Annotated in this window: 17 protein-coding genes and 2 tRNA genes; 8 read left to right on the forward strand and 11 right to left on the reverse strand. The window is 68.9% G+C overall.

Annotated features, from left to right (window positions below; all coding sequences use genetic code 11):
- Positions 1-146: 146 nt before the first annotated feature.
- The 4 genes from AX669_RS03130 to AX669_RS03145 all read right to left on the reverse strand — a co-directional run bounded on the left by AX669_RS03130 (position 147) and on the right by AX669_RS03145 (position 4,046).
- Positions 147-455: a hypothetical protein gene (locus tag AX669_RS03130; protein ID WP_062256523.1), complete on the reverse strand. Its 309-nt coding sequence runs from the start codon at positions 453-455 to the stop codon at positions 147-149.
- Between the two features lie 63 nt (positions 456-518).
- A complete protein-coding gene (locus AX669_RS03135; protein ID WP_082740529.1) occupies positions 519-2,333 on the reverse strand; it encodes a GNAT family N-acetyltransferase in 1,815 nt (604 codons plus the stop codon).
- Positions 2,334-2,456: 123 nt separating this feature from the next.
- Positions 2,457-3,653: a pirin family protein gene (locus AX669_RS03140; protein WP_062256526.1), complete on the reverse strand. Its 1,197-nt coding sequence runs from the start codon at positions 3,651-3,653 to the stop codon at positions 2,457-2,459.
- A gap of 308 nt (positions 3,654-3,961) precedes the next feature.
- Positions 3,962-4,046 (reverse strand) — tRNA-Ser (locus AX669_RS03145).
- Positions 4,047-4,241: 195 nt separating this feature from the next.
- On the opposite strand from AX669_RS03145, the gene AX669_RS13220 reads away from it, so the two are divergent.
- Together AX669_RS13220 and AX669_RS03155 are read left to right on the forward strand one after the other, a co-directional pair.
- Positions 4,242-4,676, forward strand: a complete 435-nt coding sequence (locus AX669_RS13220) for a hypothetical protein (RefSeq protein WP_006946922.1) — start codon at positions 4,242-4,244, stop codon at positions 4,674-4,676.
- Positions 4,677-4,847: 171 nt separating this feature from the next.
- Complete coding sequence (locus tag AX669_RS03155; RefSeq protein ID WP_006947090.1) at positions 4,848-5,123, forward strand: HU family DNA-binding protein; 276 nt, start codon at positions 4,848-4,850, stop codon at positions 5,121-5,123.
- 165 nt (positions 5,124-5,288) lie between these two features.
- Here the strand turns inward: AX669_RS03155 and epsC are convergent, their stop codons facing one another.
- Both epsC and cysK read right to left on the reverse strand, forming a co-directional pair.
- Positions 5,289-5,888, reverse strand: coding sequence for a serine O-acetyltransferase EpsC (gene epsC, locus AX669_RS03160; protein ID WP_050786596.1), 600 nt, complete (start codon positions 5,886-5,888; stop codon positions 5,289-5,291).
- A 116-nt stretch (positions 5,889-6,004) separates the two neighbouring features.
- A complete protein-coding gene (cysK, locus tag AX669_RS03165; protein ID WP_062256527.1) occupies positions 6,005-6,937 on the reverse strand; it encodes a cysteine synthase A in 933 nt (310 codons plus the stop codon).
- A 219-nt stretch (positions 6,938-7,156) separates the two neighbouring features.
- Here cysK and AX669_RS03170 point away from each other — a divergent pair, with 219 nt between their 5' ends.
- The 4 genes from AX669_RS03170 to AX669_RS03185 all read left to right on the forward strand — a co-directional run bounded on the left by AX669_RS03170 (position 7,157) and on the right by AX669_RS03185 (position 12,158).
- Positions 7,157-9,502: a (Fe-S)-binding protein gene (locus AX669_RS03170; RefSeq protein WP_062256530.1), complete on the forward strand. Its 2,346-nt coding sequence runs from the start codon at positions 7,157-7,159 to the stop codon at positions 9,500-9,502.
- A 372-nt stretch (positions 9,503-9,874) separates the two neighbouring features.
- Complete coding sequence (locus tag AX669_RS03175; RefSeq protein WP_038566703.1) at positions 9,875-10,255, forward strand: hypothetical protein; 381 nt, start codon at positions 9,875-9,877, stop codon at positions 10,253-10,255.
- A complete protein-coding gene (locus AX669_RS03180) occupies positions 10,252-10,686 on the forward strand; it encodes a hypothetical protein (protein ID WP_156444900.1) in 435 nt (144 codons plus the stop codon). Before AX669_RS03175 ends, AX669_RS03180 begins: the two co-directional genes overlap by 4 nt.
- A complete protein-coding gene (locus AX669_RS03185) occupies positions 10,683-12,158 on the forward strand; it encodes a hypothetical protein (RefSeq protein WP_156444901.1) in 1,476 nt (491 codons plus the stop codon). Before AX669_RS03180 ends, AX669_RS03185 begins: the two co-directional genes overlap by 4 nt.
- Positions 12,159-12,292: 134 nt before the next feature.
- On the opposite strand, the gene AX669_RS03190 is transcribed toward AX669_RS03185, so the two are convergent.
- On the reverse strand, positions 12,293-13,516 hold the full coding sequence (locus tag AX669_RS03190) for an alpha/beta hydrolase (RefSeq protein ID WP_062256538.1): 1,224 nt from the start codon (positions 13,514-13,516) through the stop codon (positions 12,293-12,295).
- A 2-nt stretch (positions 13,517-13,518) separates the two neighbouring features.
- A complete protein-coding gene (gene dcd / locus AX669_RS03195; RefSeq protein WP_062256540.1) occupies positions 13,519-14,094 on the reverse strand; it encodes a dCTP deaminase in 576 nt (191 codons plus the stop codon).
- A 200-nt stretch (positions 14,095-14,294) separates the two neighbouring features.
- Between dcd and AX669_RS03200 the strand changes: the two genes are divergently transcribed.
- Positions 14,295-14,368: transfer RNA gene (locus AX669_RS03200), tRNA-Gly, on the forward strand.
- 44 nt (positions 14,369-14,412) lie between these two features.
- Here AX669_RS03200 and AX669_RS03205 read toward each other — a convergent pair.
- Positions 14,413-15,051, reverse strand: coding sequence for a Fur family transcriptional regulator (locus AX669_RS03205; RefSeq protein ID WP_082740531.1), 639 nt, complete (start codon positions 15,049-15,051; stop codon positions 14,413-14,415).
- Between the two features lie 134 nt (positions 15,052-15,185).
- Between AX669_RS03205 and AX669_RS03210 the strand changes: the two genes are divergently transcribed.
- Positions 15,186-17,033 (forward strand): acyl-CoA dehydrogenase, encoded by a 1,848-nt coding sequence (locus AX669_RS03210; protein ID WP_062256543.1) that lies wholly within the window; start codon positions 15,186-15,188, stop codon positions 17,031-17,033.
- Between the two features lie 171 nt (positions 17,034-17,204).
- Here AX669_RS03210 and AX669_RS03215 read toward each other — a convergent pair whose 3' ends face one another.
- Positions 17,205-18,440 (reverse strand): acetate/propionate family kinase, encoded by a 1,236-nt coding sequence (locus AX669_RS03215; RefSeq protein ID WP_062256545.1) that lies wholly within the window; start codon positions 18,438-18,440, stop codon positions 17,205-17,207.
- Positions 18,437-20,512, reverse strand: coding sequence for a phosphate acetyltransferase (gene pta, locus AX669_RS03220; RefSeq protein WP_062256547.1), 2,076 nt, complete (start codon positions 20,510-20,512; stop codon positions 18,437-18,439). Before pta ends, AX669_RS03215 begins: the two co-directional genes overlap by 4 nt.
- Positions 20,513-20,627 lie beyond the last annotated feature (115 nt).

Here is a 20,627-nt window from a genome sequence, read left to right on the forward strand (position 1 = left end):
TCAGGCCCCGTCGGGGCTCAGGCGCTCCGAGCAGAATGAGCATCGAGACGGCCCATGTTGTGTCACGAAAGCGCGAAATAGCGCGCGTTCATGACACACCATCCTTGGGTGGGGAGGCGTTGTGAGCCGACACGGCGCTCCGATGGTCAGCAGAACGTGACGCCCGACCCCGCCCATTTGGTGCCGTCCTTGATGAAGGACGCGACGTTGAGCGTCACGGTTGTCGTGCCGTAGCCGTCGACAGTCACGAGGTAACTGAGCGACACGGAGGCCGGGTTGGCGCTGCTCGTGCCGGAGGAGTTCGTGAGTGAGATGCCGATGTACGTGTTGCAGACCTGGGCTGTTGAACTGGCAGGACCACTGCAGCCGCCGTTCGGCGTGCCGGCTGTACCGGAGCCCGCGACGCCGGTGCCGCCCGTCAACGCGTAGCTCTTGCCCTGTGATGTACGACGCAACCGTCCCTTTGTGCGTGCTCGACGGGGCCTCCGTCATGCCCCCGAGCGCCCCGTCGTCACGCGTCAGCGCAGGTTCGTCGGCAGCTCCTCGAGCAGGCGCAGCCAGAGCTCCGACGACGTCGGGTAGCTCGGCACCGCGTGCCGAAGGACGCCGACCGGCACCTGGCCGACGATGGCGACCGTCGCCGCGTGGACGAGTTCGGCCGCCTCGTGGCCGACGAACGTCGCGCCGAGCAGGCACCCGGTGGCACGGTCGACGACGATCTTGGCGCTCCCCACACCGTCGTCACGCAGCAGAGCCGTACCCGCGGCGCTCGCGAACGGCACCGCGACGGTGACGACGTCATGCCCCGCTTCGCGCGCCTGAGCCTCGCTCGAGCCGACCGCCGCGACCTGCGGGTCCGTGAACACGACCTGAGGGACGGGAACGTCACGCGGCGGCGGCGTCTCGTGCGCGCCCGCGAGTCGGGCGCCGAGCACGCGCGCCTCGTACTTGCCCATGTGTGTCAGCGGCGCGCCGCCGCCGGCGTCACCGATGGCGTGCAGCCAGGTCGGCAGGCGCCCGGCGCGCACGTCGTCCGCGTTGACGCCGACCGCGTCGAGACCGACGTCGTCGAGGCGCGGGCGACGGCCGGTGGCGAGCAGGAGTTCGTCGGCGACGATCCGCTCGCTGCCCGATTCATCTCGTTCGACGGTGAGCGTCACTGGCCCGCCGTGCACGCGACCGAGGCCGGTGTCGGCGGCGCCGGCGCGGCTGGCGTCGGTGATTCGGGTGGCGAGGCGGACGTCGACGCCGGCCGTACGCAGCGCGTCGAGGACGGCCGCGCCGGCGAATGGTTCCTGGTCCGTGAGCAGCGCATCACCGCGCACGAGCATCGTGACGCTGCTGCCGAGGGCGCGCATCCACGTCGCGGCTTCGCAGGCGACGACCCCGCCGCCGACGATGACGAGCCGGTCAGGCACCTCGACGACGCCCGTCGCGTCACGCGACCCCCAGGCGTGCAGGTCGGCGAACATCGGCGGGACGACGGGCACCGAACCCGTCGCCAGCACGAGGGCGACGTCCGCTTCGACGACGGTGCTCGCGCCGCCGTCCGAGCTCACGCTCACCGTCTTCTCGCCGATGAGACGCGCGTGGCCGCGCATGACGTCGAGGCCTGCGCCCGTCGCCCAGTCGAGCTGGGAGGTGTCGTCGTAGTGCGAGACCCACGCGTCGCGGCGTGCGAGGAGCGCTGCGACGTCGAGTTCGGCGGGCCGCAGGCCGGGCAGGTGCTCGCTGGTCGCCCTGACGTCGAGCGGGCGCAGCAGCGCCTTGCTCGGCATGCACGCGTAATAGGAGCACTCACCGCCGAGCAGTTCGCCCTCTATCAGCAGGACGCTCAGCCCACCGTCATGGGCGTACTGAGCGACGTTCTCGCCCGTCGGCCCGCCACCGATGACGATGACGTCGACGCGGCGCACGCCGTCAGGGCCGTCAGACTCGGACGGGCGGTGAGGATCGGTGGCCGCGTCCGGACTGTCGACGCGGGGCACGCCGTCAGGACCCTTGGGCTCGGCGGGCATGCGTCCGTCCTTCGCCGTGGTCTCGGGTGCGCCGTGGACGAGGTCGACGTATTCGCGGTGACGCCCGATCCAGCCCTTGATGAACGGGCACAGTGGCAGCACGTCGTGGGTGCCGTCGGCGCGCACGTCGTCGAGCGCGAACCTCGCGACCTGTGAGCCGACGCCCTTGCCCTCGTAGCTCGGATCGACCTCGGTGTGCGTGAACACGATGCGCTGATCGGTGAGTTGATATTCGGCGAATCCGGCGAGGGCGTCACCGTCCCACGCCTCGTAGCGGTTGGCGTCGGTGTTCTTCGTCAACGTCAGGTCGGACACGGCGTTCTCCTTCGATGGGGTCGGGCTGAGCGAGTCGTGCGACGGGCGGTCCTCGTTGCGGGGCTGGGCATATGGTCGGCGGGTTCGTCGCGATGCGACGTGTGTCGCGTTCGCGAGCCATCGTCACCCTCCGCCGCGCCCGCGACGGTTACGCGGGCGCAGGCGAACCGGGGGCATGGTCGGCGCGGGGATGCGCTCGACGTCGCCGACATATCCCTCGACCGAGCCGAAACGCTCTGCACCCGCCTCGTATTCGTCGCGCGCGAGGACGATCTCGTCGTGGCTGCGGCCGATGAAGTTCCACCACATCACGATCTCCTCCTCGAACGGCGTGCCGCCGAGCAGGATGACGCGCGCGGGCTCATCACCGACGTCGAGCGTCAGCGTCGCGCGGCCTTCGTCGACGCAGCCGAGGTCGCCGCGTTCGAGGCGCGCGCCGTCGAGGGTGACCGTGCCGGTGTCGACGAGGATGCCGTGCTCGAACCCCTCGTCGACATCGAGGGTGACACGCGCGCCCGCGTCGAGGCGCAATTCGGCGCCGAGCAGCGGCGTGTGCGTGACGATCGGCGAATCGGCGACGCCGCGCAGTTCGCCGATGAAGACGAGCGCCGAACCCTGACCGCTCGGTAGCGGCACGCACTCGGGCGCGTGATGTTCGAACGCGCGGTCGCCGTCGCGGGTCACGTCGGGCAGTGCCACCCAGAGCTGGACGCCGTGCAGCGTCTCGGTGCCGGGCGTCGAGACCTCGGAGTGGACGATGCCGTGGCCGCTCGTCATGAGGTTGACCTCGCCGGGGCGGACGACGGCGTGCGCGCCACCAGAATCATGGTGTTCGATGGCGCCCTCGAACAACCACGAGACCGTCTGCAGCCCGGTGTGGGGGTGCGGCGGCACGTCCATGCCGACGCCGCGTTCCGGGCCGTAGTGGTCGACGAAGCACCACGCCCCGACGAACGAGCGGTCGCGGTGCGGCAGGGTGCGTCGCACCTCGAGGGCACGCAGCCCGCCGAGCGGAACCTGGCGGGGTGAGAGAACCTGAACGACGCCCTCGACGGGGCGTTCTGCGGTGGGCGCCTCGTTCGCCTGGGCGACGATCGCACCTGCAGGGTCGAGTCCACCGGCGGCCCTGACGTCGGCGTCGGCGCCTGACGTGCGGGCACCGGCGTCGCGGGTAGTGGTTCCAAGAGCGCCGTCGCGCGGGTATGGCGGGTGGGTGTTGTCGTGGACACCGTCGCCCTGGATGCCGGACGGGTAGGCGCCGGCGCCGGCGTGATGCGTGGTGTTGGTGCGGGCGCCTGTGTCCTGGGTGTCGTCGAGCATTTCAGCGCTCCCTGGTGTCGACCGTCAGCCCCGACGAATGGGGCCCTCATGCCACCCAAGCACCCACGGTGTGCAGGAGCAACAGTCGGCCGATCGTTGTGCACGAAAATCGCAGATGTGGACGAAAATCGCAGTTGGGTCGCTCTGCACCGTTAGGAGGGAGGTCGTGGGAACCGTCGCGCCGCGCAGGCTCGCTATCACTCACTCGCGCGTCGCTCCTGCCAAATCCCCAGCCTGTCATGCCGCAGATGAGTAGGACCCCCGCCGGGCGACTTCGTCGCTGATCCGGCGGGGGTCCTACTCATCTGCGGAGGGCGTGGGATTTGAACCCACGGTTGGTTTCCCAACTCCGGTTTTCAAGACCGGTGCACTCGGCCACTATGCGAGCCCTCCTCGTCGCTGCACCAACCGCGAACACCACGCGCAACGACCCTTCGAGCGCATCGTCATCGACGCTCCCAGCAGGGCCGAACCCAGGCGTCGCACGGCAACCGGGCAACGAGAAACCATCGTAAGGCACTGGCGCGCCAACGCAGATTGGGTAGGCTCGACGGCAAGTTGTCCGTTCACATGAAATGGAGCCACATCATGGGCAAGATCTCCTTCCTCGCCGGCGGCGTCGTCGGCTACGTCCTCGGTACGCGCGCTGGGGAGAAGCGCTACGAGCAGATCAAGAAGCAGGCCGACAAGGCCTGGAGCAACCCTGCCGTGCAGGACAAGGTCACCGCCGCGACGGAGACCGTCAAGGCCAAGGCGCCCGTCGTCGCCGCGGCTGTCGGCCAGAAGGCCGCTGACGTCAGCAAGGACGCAGCGCATGGCGTCGCGAGCAAGGCGTCGGACGCCAAGGACGCGACGACCTCCAAGGCCGCCGACGCGAAGGACGCCGTCTCGTCGAAGACGTCCGGCGGCAAGCACGCTGCGAAGGACGACAGCGACCTGCCCGAGACGATCCACCGCGACTCCAAGGGCGACCTTCACGCCGACACGAGCGGCTTCGGCCCCGGCGGCGAGAAGCTCCCCTGACCCCCACCCACTCGATTCGCCCTGACGCTCGAGGCGCACGACGTGCGACGAACCCCGCGTCAGGCGCGACATCTCGCGGGATTTCGCGTAGATTCGCAGACAGCGCGGCCTAACACAGCCCTTCGGGTGGCTGTCTCGGCCACGACCAGTCGGATAGAACAGGATTGATTCATGAACCGCAGTGACCTCGCCAGCACCATCGCCCAGCGCACCGGCGTCAGCGTCAAGGACGCCACAGCCGTCCTCGCCGGCCTCAACGACGTCATCATCGAGGCCGTCGGCCGCGGTGACAAGATCCAGCTCCCCGGCCTGCTCACGATCGAGCGTGTCGAGCGCGCCGCCCGCACGGGCCGCAACCCGCAGACGGGCGCCGAGATCGAGATCCCGGCCGGCTACGCCGCGAAGGTGACGGCCGGTTCCAAGCTCAAGGCCGCCGCCAAGGGCTGAACTGCCTGATCTGACGAAGGGGGCCGTTTCACCACATCGGTGAAGCGGCCCCCTTCGTCATGCCTGGCCGCGCGCCAGTCACCCGACAATGGTGCCCGGCTTTCGGGCAATCGATCCCCAGAAACCCGGGCAACATCGAGGTCAACGCGGGGGCAGTGCACACGATCAGATGTAGACGGCAGGGTCGCTGAACGGGTCGTGCTCGACGGCGGGCACCCGCACCTTCGCGGGCACACCGACGGCGACGCCCGTCGCGGGCACGTCCTTGACGACGACGGCGTTCGCGCCGACCTGAGCGCCATCGCCCACGACGATCGGGCCGAGGATACGAGCGCCCGCACCCACCGTCACGCCGTCCCCGAGCGTCGGGTGACGCTTGACCTTCGCGAGCGTCCGCCCACCCAGGTTGACGCCGTTGTAGAGCATGCAGTCGTCGCCGATCTCGCTCGTCTCCCCGATGACGACGCCCATGCCGTGATCGATGAAGAAACGCCGACCGATCGTCGCACCGGGATGGATCTCGACGCCGGTGACGGCCCGCGTCACCTGCGATCCGAGACGCGCCGGCAGCTTCCAGCGGCCGCCGCGCTGCCACATCGCATGCGTGACCCGGTGGCTCCACACAGCGTGCAGACCAGGCGAGGCGAGCGCCATCTCCAACCGCGAACCCCCGGCGGGGTCGCGTGCGAGGGCCGCGTCGACGTCCTCGTTCATCGTCTCCAGCGCAGCCCTTGCACGCGTCAACGGGTTCTTCGCCACCGTCATCTCCTCGAACTCGACTCTCGCCCAACAGCTCTGCTCATCATCGGCGCACCCGCCCGGGGTGCCCGAACGCCGGGGCGCGCGGTGCAGCACCACGCGCCCGGCCGATGAGACGGATGTCAGTCGACGATGCCCTCGAACAGGATCGTCGACAGATAGCGCTCACCGAAGCTGGGGATGATGACGACGATCGTCTTGCCCTTGTTCTCGGGGCGCGAGGCCACCTGCGAGGCTGCGGCCAGTGCGGCGCCGGACGACAGGCCGACGAGCAGCCCCTCCTGCGTCGCGGCCTTGCGCGCCCATTCGACGGAGGTCTCGGCGTCGATGTCGATGACCTCGTCGTAGATGTCGGTGTTGAGGATGTCGGGCACGAAGTTGGCGCCGATGCCCTGGATCTTGTGCGGCCCGGCCTGACCGCCGTTGAGGATCGGCGACTCGGCGGGCTCGACAGCGATCATCTTCACGTCGGGCTTGCGCTCCTTGAGCACCTCGCCGATGCCGGTGATCGTGCCGCCGGTGCCGATGCCGGCGATGACGATGTCGACGGCGCCGTCGGTGTCGCGCCAGATCTCCTCGGCGGTGGTCTTGCGGTGCACCTCGGGGTTGGCCGTGTTCGCGAACTGGCGGGCGAGGACGGCGCCGTCACGCTCGGCGGCGATCTCCTCGGCCTTCGTCACGGCGCCCTTCATGCCCTCGGCGGCGGGGGTGAGGACGAGTTCGGCGCCGAAGCCCTTGAGCAGCGCGCGACGCTCCTTCGACATCGACTCGGGCATCGTCAGCACGACGTCGTAGCCCTTGGCGGCGCCGACCATGGCGAGCGCGATGCCGGTGTTGCCCGACGTCGCCTCGACGATCGTCCCGGCCGGCTTCAGCTCGCCGGAGGCCTCCGCGGCCTCGACGATCGCCTTGCCGATGCGGTCCTTGACGGAGGCGGCGGGGTTGCTGAACTCGAGCTTCGCCGCGACGGTGACGTCGCGGGCGTCGATGATGCGGTTGATGCGCACGAGCGGCGTGTTGCCGATGGCCTCGGTGACGTTGGCGAGGATGGGCATGAGGGGGGCCTTTCGACGGTGGCGGCGCGTCCACTCTCGCCCCAAGGAGGCGAGCAGACGCGGTGCGATGACTGCTTATGACTTTACCAACACTGCGTTATCTACGTTTATGCCCACGGGCCAGGCAATAGCACACGTGCTCGTTGACTAATTCGAAATGGACACGACATCGCCCCGCCCCCGGGTTACCGGCCGGTAGCCCCGTCTAGACTGGGGCCCATGTCAGCCCTCCAGATCGTCGCCGCAGTGATCTGCGTCGTCATCACCGTCATCGGCGTCTCGCTGCTCGTGCGCGCCGTGGCACAGATGGTGGCGCGGTTCAAGGTCGGCGCACCCGAAAAGCGCACGGACAACCCCGGTGCGCGAACCGTCACGTTGCTGCGCGAGTTCCTCGGACACACGCGCATGTCCCGCCTGCCGATCGTCGCCGTCGCGCACTGGTTCACGATGATCAGCTTCGGCATCCTGTTCTTCACCCTGGTCACCGCCTACGGCCAGATCTTCAACCCCGACTTCACGCTGCCGATCATCGGAACGTTCGCTCCCTGGGAGTGGCTGACCGAGTTCATGGCGTGGACGGGCTTCCTCGGCATCTGCTGGCTCATCTGGAACCGCCGCAAGAACCACCCGGGCCGTTCGGCTGGCAAGGACGGCCGCAAGTCGCGCTTCTTCGGTTCGTCGTTCTGGCAGGCCTACTACGTCGAGTTCACGATCTTCGGCGTCGGTCTGTGCATCGTCAGCCTGCGCGCGCTCGAGTACGCGCTGGGCCGCGTCGACGGCAGCCACCACGCGAGCGTCCTGCACTTCCCGATGACGTTCTTCCTCGGCAAGCCGTTCGAGTCGATCGGCAAGGACGGCCTCGAGCAGCTCATCGTCGTCATCGCCGCGATCAAGATCCTCATCTCGATGGCGTGGATGATCACGATCTCGCTCAACACGACGATGGGTGTCGCCTGGCACCGCTTCCTCGCGTTCCCGAACATCTGGTTCAAGCGCAACGCGGACGGCCGCACGGCCCTCGGCGCCGCGAAGCCCATGATGGTCGACGGCGAGCCGCTCAAGGACGTCGAGAAGCTCGAGCTCGACGAGGACACCGTCCTGGGTGTCGGTAAGGTCGAGGACTTCACGTGGAAGGGCCTGCTCGACTTCTCCACCTGCACCGAGTGCGGTCGTTGCCAGAGCCAGTGCCCCGCGTGGAACACCGAGAAGCCGCTGTCGCCCAAGCTGCTCATGATGACGCTGCGCGACCACTCCGCCGCGAAGGCGCCGTTCCTGCAGGCCGCTGCGGCCGCGTCCGGGCCCGTCGACGAGAAGGGCCTGCCGACGGTCGCCGACCACTCCGGCGTCGACCTGCTGCGCACGCCGCTCATCGGCTCGACCGGCTACGACATCGCGAACCCGCTGACGGCGTACAACCCGGCCGGCACCACCGCGAACGGTGACGCGGCCGGTGCCATCATCGACGAGGACGTCCTGTGGTCGTGCACGACGTGTGGCGCCTGTGTCGAGCAGTGCCCCGTCGACATCGAGCACGTCGACCACATCGTCGACATGCGTCGCTACCAGACGCTCATCGAGTCCGCGTTCCCGACCGAACTCGCGGGCCTGTTCAAGAACCTCGAGAACAAGTCGAACCCGTGGGGCATGTCGGCGCGGGCTCGCCTCGAGTGGGCCAAGGGCCTGCCGTTCGACGTCAAGGTCATCGGCTCCGACGTCGAATCCGCCGACGAGGTCGAGTGGCTGTTCTGGGTCGGCTGCGCCGGCGCCTACGAGGACCGTGCGAAGAAGACGACGCGCGCCGTCGCCGAGCTGCTGCACACAGCGGGCGTCGACTTCGCCGTCCTCGGTGACGGTGAGAGCTGCACCGGCGACCCGGCACGCCGCGCCGGAAACGAGATCCTCTTCCAGATGCTCGCCGGCCAGAACGTCGCGACGCTCAACGAGGCGAAGGCGAAGAAGATCGTCGTCACGTGTGCGCACTGCTTCAACACGATCAAGAACGAGTACCCGCAGATCGGGGGCGAGTACGAGGTCGTCCACCACACGCAGCTGCTCAACCGTCTCGTGCGCGAGAACAAGCTGACGCCCGTCGCGGCGCCGGAGGAGTTCGCGCAGCAGCCGAAGGACAAGTCGGGCGCTGCGTCGACGGGCAAGTCGGTCACGTACCACGACCCGTGCTACCTCGGCCGTCACAACCAGGTCTACGCGCCGCCGCGCGAACTCATCGCGTCGCTGCCCGGCGTCGAGTACAAGGAGATGGAACGCTCCGGCGAGAAGTCCTTCTGCTGCGGCGCCGGCGGCGCTCGCATGTGGATGGAGGAGAAGCTCGGCGAGCGCATCAACCTCAACCGCACGAAGGAGGCCGTCGCCACCGGCGCCGACCGCATCGCCATCGGCTGCCCGTTCTGCCGCGTCATGATGACGGACGGCCTCACGGCCGAGCAGAGCGACGGCAACGCGCGCGAAGAGGTCGAGGTCGTCGACGTCGCCAACATGCTGCTAGCCGCGGTGCGTCGCGGTGAGGACACGAAGACCGTCGACGAGGGCGCGACGCAGACCGTCTGAGCCGCCGCACCCGCCCGTCACGGGCACGAGGGTTGACACCCGGGGCGCCTCGTTCCGCTGAGAGATCAGCGGGACGGGGCGCCCCGTTCGTCGTTTCATGGGGCGCCTCGGGCGGGGTTTGTTGAGGGAGGTTCGTTGAGCGGGGTTCGTCCATCCGAGTTCGCCTGCCAGGGTTCCGCTACTCACGCCCCCGCCTCGTGCGTCCAGATGCACCCGGGTGCATCTGGATGACGAGGCGGACCGGCGGCGCGGCCTCGTCATCCACAGGCAGTGACGGCCACGGGCCGTTTCGACGGCTCTCGGGAGGGCTGATCCACAGGGTCGCGGTGCCCGGGCTGCGCGGGGGCGACGCGGGGACCTAGCGTCGCCGTCATGAGCACTCTCGGAGACGACATCCGGGCGCAGCAGCGGCGAGCCGACCTGCTCTCGAGCGACCTCGCACAGTCCGCCACGGATCTGCGCACGACCATCACGACGACGCAGTGGACGTCCGGTGCGGCCGACCATTGCCGCAGCGTCCTCACCTCGTTCGCCCGCGACCTCGACGCCTGCGGTGACGACGCGGCGTCGTTCGCGACCGACATCGGCCGGCACGCCGCATCGGTCGAATCGCATCAGGCCAGCGTGACCAACGTCGTCATGGCGCCGATCGATCTCGCGCGCGATGGCCTGTCGAAGGTGGGCAAGGCCCTGCACCGCGACGAGAGCGAGGGTCCGTACGACTACTCCCACTACGGCGACTGGCGGGGATGACGATGACGCAGCCGTTCCTGCTCGTGCGAGCCCGTGCCGGGCAACACACGTCGTTGCTCGAGGTCACCTTCGCTGACGGGTTGTTCCGCCTCGCGAGCACCCGGGGCGCGAGCGTCCACGCCGCCGAGGACGTCGTCAGCGCCGTGCTACAGCTCGTCGTCGACGCCCCGCCCGACGCCGACGCCGACCTCGTCGTCATCGGCTGTCTGGACGAGGTCGCGACACCTTGCCTCATCGCAGCGCGCCGAGGCGGCGAGTGGTGCGACGTCGGGTTCGACGACGCAACACGCGACTGGTTCGACGTTCGCGCCGAGGTCGTGGCGGCACTCGTCGGCCTCCATGCGCAATCGGGCGCGCCGAGCGGCTACCTCGCGGCCGGCGACGCCCAGGATGAGATGCGTCCCGACGCCGGATGGGAGCACGCCGCATGAGAGTCGACCCGCCCAGTTCGTCGGTGACAGGCACCGTCATCGCTAAGAAGAGCGCCGGCCCGAGCGCCGTCGACGCCAACCTCGCTGATCTGCGCACCCTCGCCGCCGCGCTGACGACGGCGCACGGTGACGCGAGCAGCGCTTCCACCACGAGCCTGTCGATCGGCTGGGACCTGCCGTTCACCGGGGATGCCCTCTCCCCTGGCACGGCCACGACATGCGCCACGGCGTCACTCGACCTGGCGGCCACCCTGACGGCCACGGCGCTGCGCGCGCAGTTGCTCAGCACTCTCGTGAGCGCCTCGCTCGACGCCTACGAGCTCGCCGAGGCCTGCGCCGTCGCCCACATGAAAACAGCCATCGCGACGTACTCGCTGACGGTGACTCTGGCGAAGATCTCAATGCGCCAGTGGACCGGCAACGCGTCCTCGCCCGATACGACCGCGATGATCGTCGGTGACGTCGTCGCCATCATCGACGCGAGACTGCCGGGTTCGTACGAGGAGAATGTCGCCGGCATCAACATCGGCCTCGTGCGTGCGCTGGGCACTCCGAACCCCGTCACCACCTCGATCGTCAGCGGGCCCGATGCGCCCCGGCCCGCACCCGCGGTGCGCAGCGTCGGCCAGAGCATGGGACGCATCGACGATCTGTACGAGAACGGCAACGACTCCGCCCACATCCAGGTGCAGCGCGTCGTCGACCCGGCCACTGGCCAGGGCCGCTGGATCGCGATGATCCCCGGCACCGCGACGTTCTCCTGGAACGCCCGCACGCCACTCGACGGCTCCGGCAACGTTGCCGCCGCGGCGGGTCTCGTCAGCGGTGGCGAAGTCGCCGTCCGGGATGCCTTGCGCGATGCGATGCAGCGTGAGGGTGTGCTCGGCAAGGGCGAGCCGGTCATGCTCGTGGGTCACTCGCAGGGCGGCATGGTGATGACGAACCTCGCGCGCCGTCGCTCCGACGGTCTCAACGTCACCCACGTCACGACGTACGGTTCGCCGGTCGGGGCCGCCAAGCTCCCCGCGGGGGTGCGTACGCTCAACATCGAGAACTCGGCTGATTTCATCCATCGCATCGACGGGCGGGCCACCGGTGACGGCGACCCCGGACGCGTCCGACTCGTCATCGACGACCCGACGTCGGCGGTGACCGCGAAGGGTTCGACGAGCATCATCGAGCCGCACTCGCACGAGAAGTACCGGTGGAACTACGAGGCCGTCATGGGTCAGGAACGCGGACGCCCCGGCCCGCCGAGCGCCGCCGTCGACTTCGAGACCAGCGCGGCGCCGTTCTTCGAGGGCGAGGCACGCACCTACCGGTACGACGCCTCCCGCGAGCCCGGCGTCGAAGCAACACAGAACGCCGTCACGCCGACGCTGACGTGCACGTCGGAGACGACGCACAAGCCGTCACCGACGCCGAACTTCGGCGTCGGCCCCGCCGGGCAGTACCGGGTGACCTCCCCATGACCGCGCCCATCCGCGATCCCCGTCCCGATCCGCGATTCTTGTCCACATTCGCGATTTTCGTCCATATTCGCCCGGACGCTGCGGCTGAGGCGTCAGGGCCTGGTGGCCGGGCCGACGACCCCGCCGCCGGCGGTCTACGTCTCGACGTCCTCCGCACCGGTTGCCGGGATGGCACGGTCGCCCGGGGCGGCACCCTCGAGCAGGTGGTCGATGAGGAACCGCGAGGTCTCACGGTGCCAGCGGCGCGCCGCCCACAGCATCGCGTGCCATCCCGGCATCGAGACGAATCGGGCGTCACCCCCCAGGGCCGCGACGTCGTCGATGAGCTTCTTCGTCGCGACCGGGTTGGTCACGGTGTCGCGTCGGCCGTGGATGCCGAGCAGCGGGATGGTGCGGAACGTCGCGGGCTCGTACGCTTCTGCCGCCCACGGCGCGAGCGCCACGACGGCGGCGACGTCCTCGCTGCTCGCGATGTCGAGCGCAACCCGCCCGCCCATCGAGTGACCGGCGATGGCGATCGGCACGCCCGGGTAGCGATCGCGCAGCTCGCCGAGAGCCCACCGCGTGTCCTCGACGGCCGGCTTCTCCGGCTCGTTCCACCCCCGGACGGCGAGGCGCAGAGTCGCACCCCCGATTCGGCCGTGGCTACGACGCTCGACGTCGCGCGCGAACGGCACGATGCGCAGGTAGGCGGGGTCACCGCGACGCATCCGCAGGTGGCCTTCGACGTCGCCTCCGTGGACGAACAGCACGATCGCCTCGGGGTGACGCACACGCGGCATCGTCAGCAACGGGCTCGCGACGACGGCGGCACCACCCCGCTTCGTCGTCGCCGGACGCTGCGGCGCCTCGACGCTCACGGGGGCGTCGACGACACCAGAACCGTCTTGCGCGGGTGTGTCAGGAGCGGCACCCCCGGCATCGGCTCGCCCGCCGTCGTCGTCCGCCCTGCCGTCATCCTGCTCGTCCCCGTCGTCCTCACCCTCAGGACGATGCACGTGCGGCATGGGCATCGGCGGGTTGGTGGACTCCAGCACTTCGGACTTGCGACGAGTCGTTGCGGCACGCTGCGGCGCCCTCATGGCGTCGGCGTCGTCATCGACGGTGACACCGTCGAGCGCCTCGTCACCGAGTTCGTCGTCGCGCAGCAGCGCATCGGCGGCGTCGGCGGCGAGGCCGGCCACCTTGTCACCGAGGGAGGTCTCGTCGACGGGGGTGGCTCCACCGTCCGGTACGCGCGGAGAATCTGCTTGCCCCGGGGCGACCTCGACCTCGAGCTCGGAGCCGAGACGACGGCTGAGCTCGACGGCCGCGCGCGCCGGCAGCGACGTGACGTCGTCGTCGCGCTCGTCGGCCATCGTCAGACGTCGGTGCGGTGGAAGGAGGAGAAACTGCGGCTCGCGGTGGGGCCACGCTGGCCCTGGTAGTGCGAGCCGTATTCGGAGCTGCCGTAAGGGTGTTCGGCGGGGGAGGTCAGCTGGAAGAAGCACAGCTGGCCGATCTTCATGCCCGGCCACAGCTTGATGGGCAGCGTCGCGACGTTGCTCAACTCGAGCGTCACGTGGCCGGAGAAACCGGGGTCGACGAAGCCCGCCGTCGCGTGCGTCAGCAATCCGAGGCGACCGAGCGACGACTTGCCCTCGACACGAGCGGCGACGTCATCGGGCAGCGTGATCTCCTCGTACGTCGAGCCAAGGACGAACTCGCCGGGGTGCAGGATGAACGGCTCGGACGCGTCGACCTCGACGAGGCGCGTCAGTTCCGGCTGCTCGGCGGCGGGGTCGATGAAGGGGTACTTGTGGTTGTCGAACAACCGGAAGAACTTGTCGAGGCGCACGTCGATGCTCGACGGCTGGATCATCGACGGTTCGTACGGGTCGAGCACGACCCGGCAGGAATCGATCTGGCTCTTGATGTCACGGTCCGAAAGCAGCACATGGCTACGGTAATCGACGCGCGTCCGCCGCGGCCCCGCTCCCACTCATCGGCGCCGTCGGTGGCGAGAGGCCGACACACCGTCCGTCGTGACATGCACGTACGGCGCGGACGCGCTAGAGTACGAGGCGCTTGATCGACGCGCCGGCCGTTCACCAGGACGGGCGCCGAACGGGCAAGAACCCCGCCGTGGTGGGGATCGCGAGTGTAGTTCAATGGTAGAACATCAGCTTCCCAAGCTGAATACGCGAGTTCGATTCTCGTCACTCGCTCCAAGCATGTGGAAGGGGCCGGATCCGATGGGATCCGGCCCCTTCCGTCATTCTCGCTCGGCCTCGCCGGGACGCGAGGTCGGCTGTCGCTCCTTCGAGCACTGCGCACACCGGCCGAGCAGCGCGCCGTGCCCGGCGTCGAGCGTGAACCCCGTCAGCTCCTTGATTCTTGCGGCGAGTGGCGCGAACTCGGCCACGTCGACGTCGACGAAGCGCCCGCACGTGTCGCACTGCAGGTGCGCGTGGGCGTGCGGCGCGGCCTCGTGCCTGGTGACCTCGTGCCCGGCGGCAGCGCCCTCCCCCGAGTCCCCATCCGATGCACCAACATCGGCCTTCGCCCCCTCACGCGCCACATCGGCCGCCAGGTGGTAGATCGTCGCGCCGCCCGGAACGTGGGTGTGCGTGACGATGTCAGCGTCGACGAGAGCCTGCAGCGAGCGGTAGATCGTCGCGCGGTGGATACCCGGTTCGACCTCGTCGACGAGCGCCGCGACGGCGTCGGCGTCGATGTGACCCGGTTCGCGGCTCAACACGTCGAGGACGGCGCGTCGTCCAGGCGTGACGCGTTCTCCGCGCGCCCGCAGTCGTGCGAGGGCCGCGTCGCGGCGTGCTTCGCTCGGGATCGCGCCCGCGGGCACGTCAGCGTTCGCTGCAGCACCACGTGCGTCAGGGCTTCGAGGGGTCATGCCTCCATCGTCCGGGCTCCCCATCGGCGAGGCAAACCGAGCACTCAGCACATCGTCACGTACTCATGAGTAGACTTACCGGCGAGTAGCGTCTGGATCATCGCGCTGCACCCCTACCGATCTCGGAGGACATCTTGTCTCACTACAAGAGCAACGTTCGCGACCTTGAGTTCAACCTCTTCGAGGTCTTCAACCGTCAGGACGTGCTGGGCACCGGCATCTACGAGGACGTCGACGTCGACGTCGCGAAGGACATCATCGGCCAGGTCGCGAAGCTCGCCGAGGGTGACCTCGCGGCGAGCCTCATCGACTCCGACCGCAACCCCCCGGTCTACGACCCGGAGACCAAGTCGGTCACGATGCCGGAGTCGTTCAAGAAGTCTTACAAGTCGTACATCGACGCCGGCTGGGGCATGCTCGACGCCCCCGTCGAGCTCGACGGCATGAAGGTGCCGCCGTCCGTGCGCTGGTCGCTCGCCGAACTCGTCTGCGGCGCCAACCCGGCCGTCCACATGTTCTCCGCGAGCTACGCGTTCGCGTCGCTGCTGTACTTCATGGGCACCGAGGAGCAGAAGAAGCTCGCGAAGCACATCGTCGACGGCGGCTGGCACTGCACGATGGTGCTGACCGAGCCCGACGCCGGTTCTGACGTGGGCGCCGGCCGCACCAAGGCCACGCAGAACGACGACGGCACGTGGAACATCACGGGCGTCAAGCGCTTCATCACCTCGGCCGAGTCGGACATGGTCGACAACGTCGTCCACTTCGTCCTCGCCCGCCCTGAGGGCGCCGGCCCCGGCACGAAGGGCCTCAGCCTGTTCATCGTCCCGAAGTTCCACGTCGACCTCGAGACGGGTGAGCTCGGCGAGCGCAACGGCGCATACGTGACGAACGTCGAGGACAAGATGGGCCTCAAGGTCTCCACGACGTGCGAGGTGACGTTCGGTGACGGTGCCCCCGCCGTCGGCACGCTGCTCGGCGACGTCCACGACGGCATCGCACAGATGTTCAAGGTCATCGAGAACGCCCGCATGTTCGTCGGCACGAAGGCCATCGCGACGCTGTCGACCGGCTACCTCAACGCGCTCGAGTACGCCAAGGAGCGCGTCCAGGGTGCCGACATGACGACGCCGCAGAAGGACGCGCCGCGCGTCACGATCACGCACCACCCGGATGTTCGCCGCAGCCTCATGCTGCAGAAGGCGTACGCCGAGGGCCTGCGTTCGCTCGTCATGTACACCGCGTGCCAGCAGGACGTCGTCGACCAGGCGACGAAGGGCAACCCGGCCGCCGAGCTCGAGGAGGGCAGCCCCGCCGAGATGGCGGCGCGCCTCAACGACCTGCTGCTGCCCATCGTCAAGGGCGTCGGTTCGGAGCGCGCGTGGGTGCTGCTCGGCACCGAGTCGCTGCAGACGTACGGCGGGTCGGGCTTCCTCAAGGAGTACCCGCTCGAGCAGTACGTGCGTGACGCAAAGATCGACACGCTCTACGAAGGCACGACGGCCATCCAGGGTCTCGACTTCTTCTTCCGCAAGATCGTCAAGGATCAGGGTGTCGCCCTCGGCATGCTGCAGAAGGAGATCGAGACGACGATCGGCCAGGCTCCCGAGGCTCTCAAGCGTGAGGCGGGTCTGCTCGCGCAGGCCGCGACGGACCTCAAGGACATGGGTGAGTTCATGTTCGGCGCCGCGATGGGTTCGCTCGAGAAGCCGGCCGAGGCGTACAAGATCGGCCTGACGTCGACGCGTCTGCTGCTCGCTGCGGGCGACGTCGTCATCGGCTGGCTGCTGCTGCGGGCCGCCATCGTCGCGCAGGCCCGCCTCGAGGCGGGCGACGCCGGCAAGGACACCGACTTCTACACCGGCAAGGTTGCCGCGGCGCAGTTCTTCGCGCGCACCGTGCTGCCGCGCATGGCGTCGGAGAAGGCCATCACCATCGCCGAGGACGGCTCGCTCATGGACGTCCCGGAGAGCGCTTTCTGATCTGACCTCACCGGTCTCGACCAGAATCGCTGCGGCCCGGCTCCCTCACGAAGGGAGCCGGGCCGCAGCGATTCCTCGACGCCCCACATGACTCGTAGACGCACGATGTGGGGAGATCGCGGGCGCACCGCGACCCACTCGGTGCGCAACTGAAACGAGTGGGGGCGCGCGTCAGGCGTCAATCGCCGCCACCGCGTGACGCGCGATGGCAAGCTCTTCGTTCGTCGGGACGACGCACACGGTCACAGGCGATCCTGCCGCGGAGATGATGCGCGCGTCATGATCGTCGGCGCTGTTGGCGGCTGCGTCGAACGTCACGCCGAGCCACCCGAGACGGCGGCACACGGCCTCGCGGATGGCGGCGTTGTTCTCGCCGACGCCGGCGGTGAACGTGATGACGTCGACGCCCTCGAGCGCCGCCGCGTACGCGCCGATGTACTTGACGAGCCGGTGCACGTAGACGTCGAATGCGAGCTGCGCCGTCTCGTCACCGTCGTCGACGCGCCGCATGAGGTCGCGGAAGTCGCCTGACCCCGTCAGCCCGAGGATGCCCGACTTCTTGTTGAGCAGCGTGTCGATCTCGTCGACGCCGAGCCCCGCGACACGGTTGAGGTGCAGGACGACGGCCGGGTCCATGTCGCCACCACGCGTGCCCATGACGAGGCCCTCGAGCGGCGTCATGCCCATCGACGTGTCGACGGCGCGGCCCCCGTCGATCGCCGAGATCGACGCGCCGTTGCCGAGGTGGCAGATGATCTGCTTGAACCCCTCGACGGGACGTTCGAGAAACTGTGCGACCCGCGCCGAGACGTACTCGTGCGACGTGCCGTGGAAGCCGTAGCGACGGATGGCGTGCTCCTTCGCGAGCTTCGCGTCGATCGCGTAGGTGTACGCGGAGGCGGGCAACGTCGAGAAGAACCCGGTGTCGAACACGGCGACCTGCGGCAGGTCGGGAAAGATGCGCCGAGCCGCCTCGATGCCGAGCGCATGCGCCGGATTGTGCAGCGGCGCGAGGGTTCCGAGGCGTTTGATCTCGTCGAGCACGTAGTCGGTGATCATCTCGGGGCCCGTGAAGTTGCGCCCGCCGTGCACGACGCGGTGACCCACGACGACGACGTCCGCGTCCTCGATCGGCAACCCCGTCTCGGCCATGACCTTCGTCATCTCCTCGAGCGCGACGCCGTGGTCGGCCATGTCGACGTCGTGCGTCGTCTTCTCGCCGCGGTACTCGTGCGTGATCGTGCCGCCCGAGTCGCCGACCCGCTCGGCGAGGCCCTTGACGACGAACTCGCCCGTCACCGGGTCGACGATCTGGTACTTGAGCGAACTCGACCCCGCGTTGATGACGAGGACGTTGCCGGCCCCGCCGTCCCGCTCGCTGCTCGGCGCCTGCGCCACGTCGTTCATGCCTTCTCCTCCTGCGCCTGCACGGCCGTGATGGCGATGGTGTTGACGATGTCCTCGACGAGCGCGCCGCGCGACAGGTCGTTGACGGGCTTGTTGAGCCCCTGCAGCACCGGGCCCATGGCGACGGCACCCGCCGAGCGCTGCACGGCCTTGTACGTGTTGTTGCCGGTGTTGAGGTCGGGGAAGATCAACACCGTCGCGCGCCCTGCGACGGGCGAGTCGGGCATCTTCGACTTCGCGACGCTCGGTTCGACGGCCGCGTCGTACTGGATCGGCCCGTCGACGGCGAGTTCCGGCGCGCGCTCGTGCACGAGTTCGGTTGCGGCCCGCACCTTCTCGACGTCGGCGCCGCTGCCGGAGGTGCCCGTCGAGTACGACAGCATCGCGACGCGCGGCTCGATGCCGAACGCCGACGCCGTCTTCGCCGAACTGATCGCGATGTCGGCGAGTTGCTCGGCGTTCGGGTCGGGGTTGACGGCGCAGTCACCGTAGACGAGCACCTGATCGGCGAGCGCCATGAGGAACACGGAGCTGACGATGTCCGCGTCGGGGGCTGTCTTGATGATCTCGAAGCTCGGCTTGATCGTGTGGGCCGTCGTGTGCGCGGCGCCGCTCACCATGCCGTCGGCGAGCCCGAGGTGCACCATCATCGTGCCGAAGTACGACACATCCTGCACCGTCTCGCGGGCCAGCTCGATCGTCACGCCCTTCTTCTTGCGGATCTCGGCGTACTCGGCGGCGAACTTCTCGACGAGCTCCTCGTCGTGCGGGGAGACGATCGAGGCGGACGAGATGTCGAGGCCGTTGCTGCTCGCGAGCGCCTTGATCTGCGTCTCGTCACCGAGGATCGTCAGTTGCGCGATGCCACCACGCAGCACCTCGTCCGCGGCCTTGAGGATGCGCAGATCGTCACCCTCGGGCAGGACGATGTGCTTGCGGGCACTGCGCGCGCGATCGAGCAGACGGTGGCCGAACATCAGCGGCGTGACGGCGGCCGCCTCGTCGATGTCGATGGCGGCGAGAAGGCCGTCGGCGTCGATGGCTTCGCCGAACGCACGCAGCGCCGTCTGCTTCTTCACGACACTGCCGGAGCTGAGGGCGCTGCGCGTGCGCGCCAGGGCTGCCGTCGTCTCGAAGGTGCCCGAATCTGTCACGAGGATCGGCACGTCGAGCTTCGTGCCGTCGAGCAGCTGCTGCACGCTCTCCGGCGGGCGATAACCGCCCGTCAGGACGATGGCGGCGAGCCCGGGGAACGTGCCGGACTGATGCGCGAGGACGAGCCCGGGCAGGATGTCGTAGCGGTCGCCGGGGGCGATGACGGTGACGTCCTCGACGAGGCGCGTCAGCACGTTCGGCAGTGACATCGCAGCGACGACGAACCCGCGCGACTCGCGCTGCAGCCACTCAGGATTGCCGCGCCACAGCTCGGCGCCGGCGGCTTCTGCGAGCGCCGCGACGGTGGGTGCGACGAGCAACGGAACCTCGGGAATGACGCCGGCGACGGGCACGGACGCCGTCTCGGCGTCCTTCGTCAGTGCGAGGCGGATGCCGGTGACGTCACCGCTCGTGGCGCGGTTGACGACGATCGCGACGGGCGTTGCGTGCCTCGCGCGCAACTGCTCGCAACCCATGACGGCGACCTGCGCGATCTGCTCGGGGGTGCGCTCGCGCCCGTGGACGACGAGGACGACGGGCGCGCCGAGGTTCGCGGCGACCATGGCGTTGATCTCGGCTTCGCGGCCGGTCGAGACGTCCGCGAAGTCGCTGCCGAGCACCATGACGAGATCGGCGTCGGCGGACACCTCGTCAAAACGGGCCAGGATCGTTGCGAGCGAGCCCGACTCGTCATCGTGCATCTGGTCGTAGGTGACGCCGAGCGCGTCCTCGTAGGCCTGGTCGACGGCCGGGTGCGACAGCAGCAGGTCGACGACCTTGTCGCGGGTGCTGGTGGCGACGGGCCGGAAGATCGCGATGCGCCCGGCCTGGCGCGAGAGGAGGTCGAGCAGCCCGTAGGCCACGGTGGACTTGCCGGTTTCACCTTCGGCTGAGGTGACGAAGACACTGCGCGTCATGGTTTCCACCCTAGGCGAGAGCGGTGACAACCCGCCCGCGACCTTGGTCCTGTGCGTCGGGCGACGCGTCCGCCCGAGTCAGCCGTGCGGCGGTACCGATCACCACGCCCGACGA

The organism is Dermacoccus sp. CCH2-D9 (genome assembly GCF_001556795.1).
Lineage (GTDB): Bacteria > Actinomycetota > Actinomycetes > Actinomycetales > Dermatophilaceae > Dermacoccus > Dermacoccus nishinomiyaensis.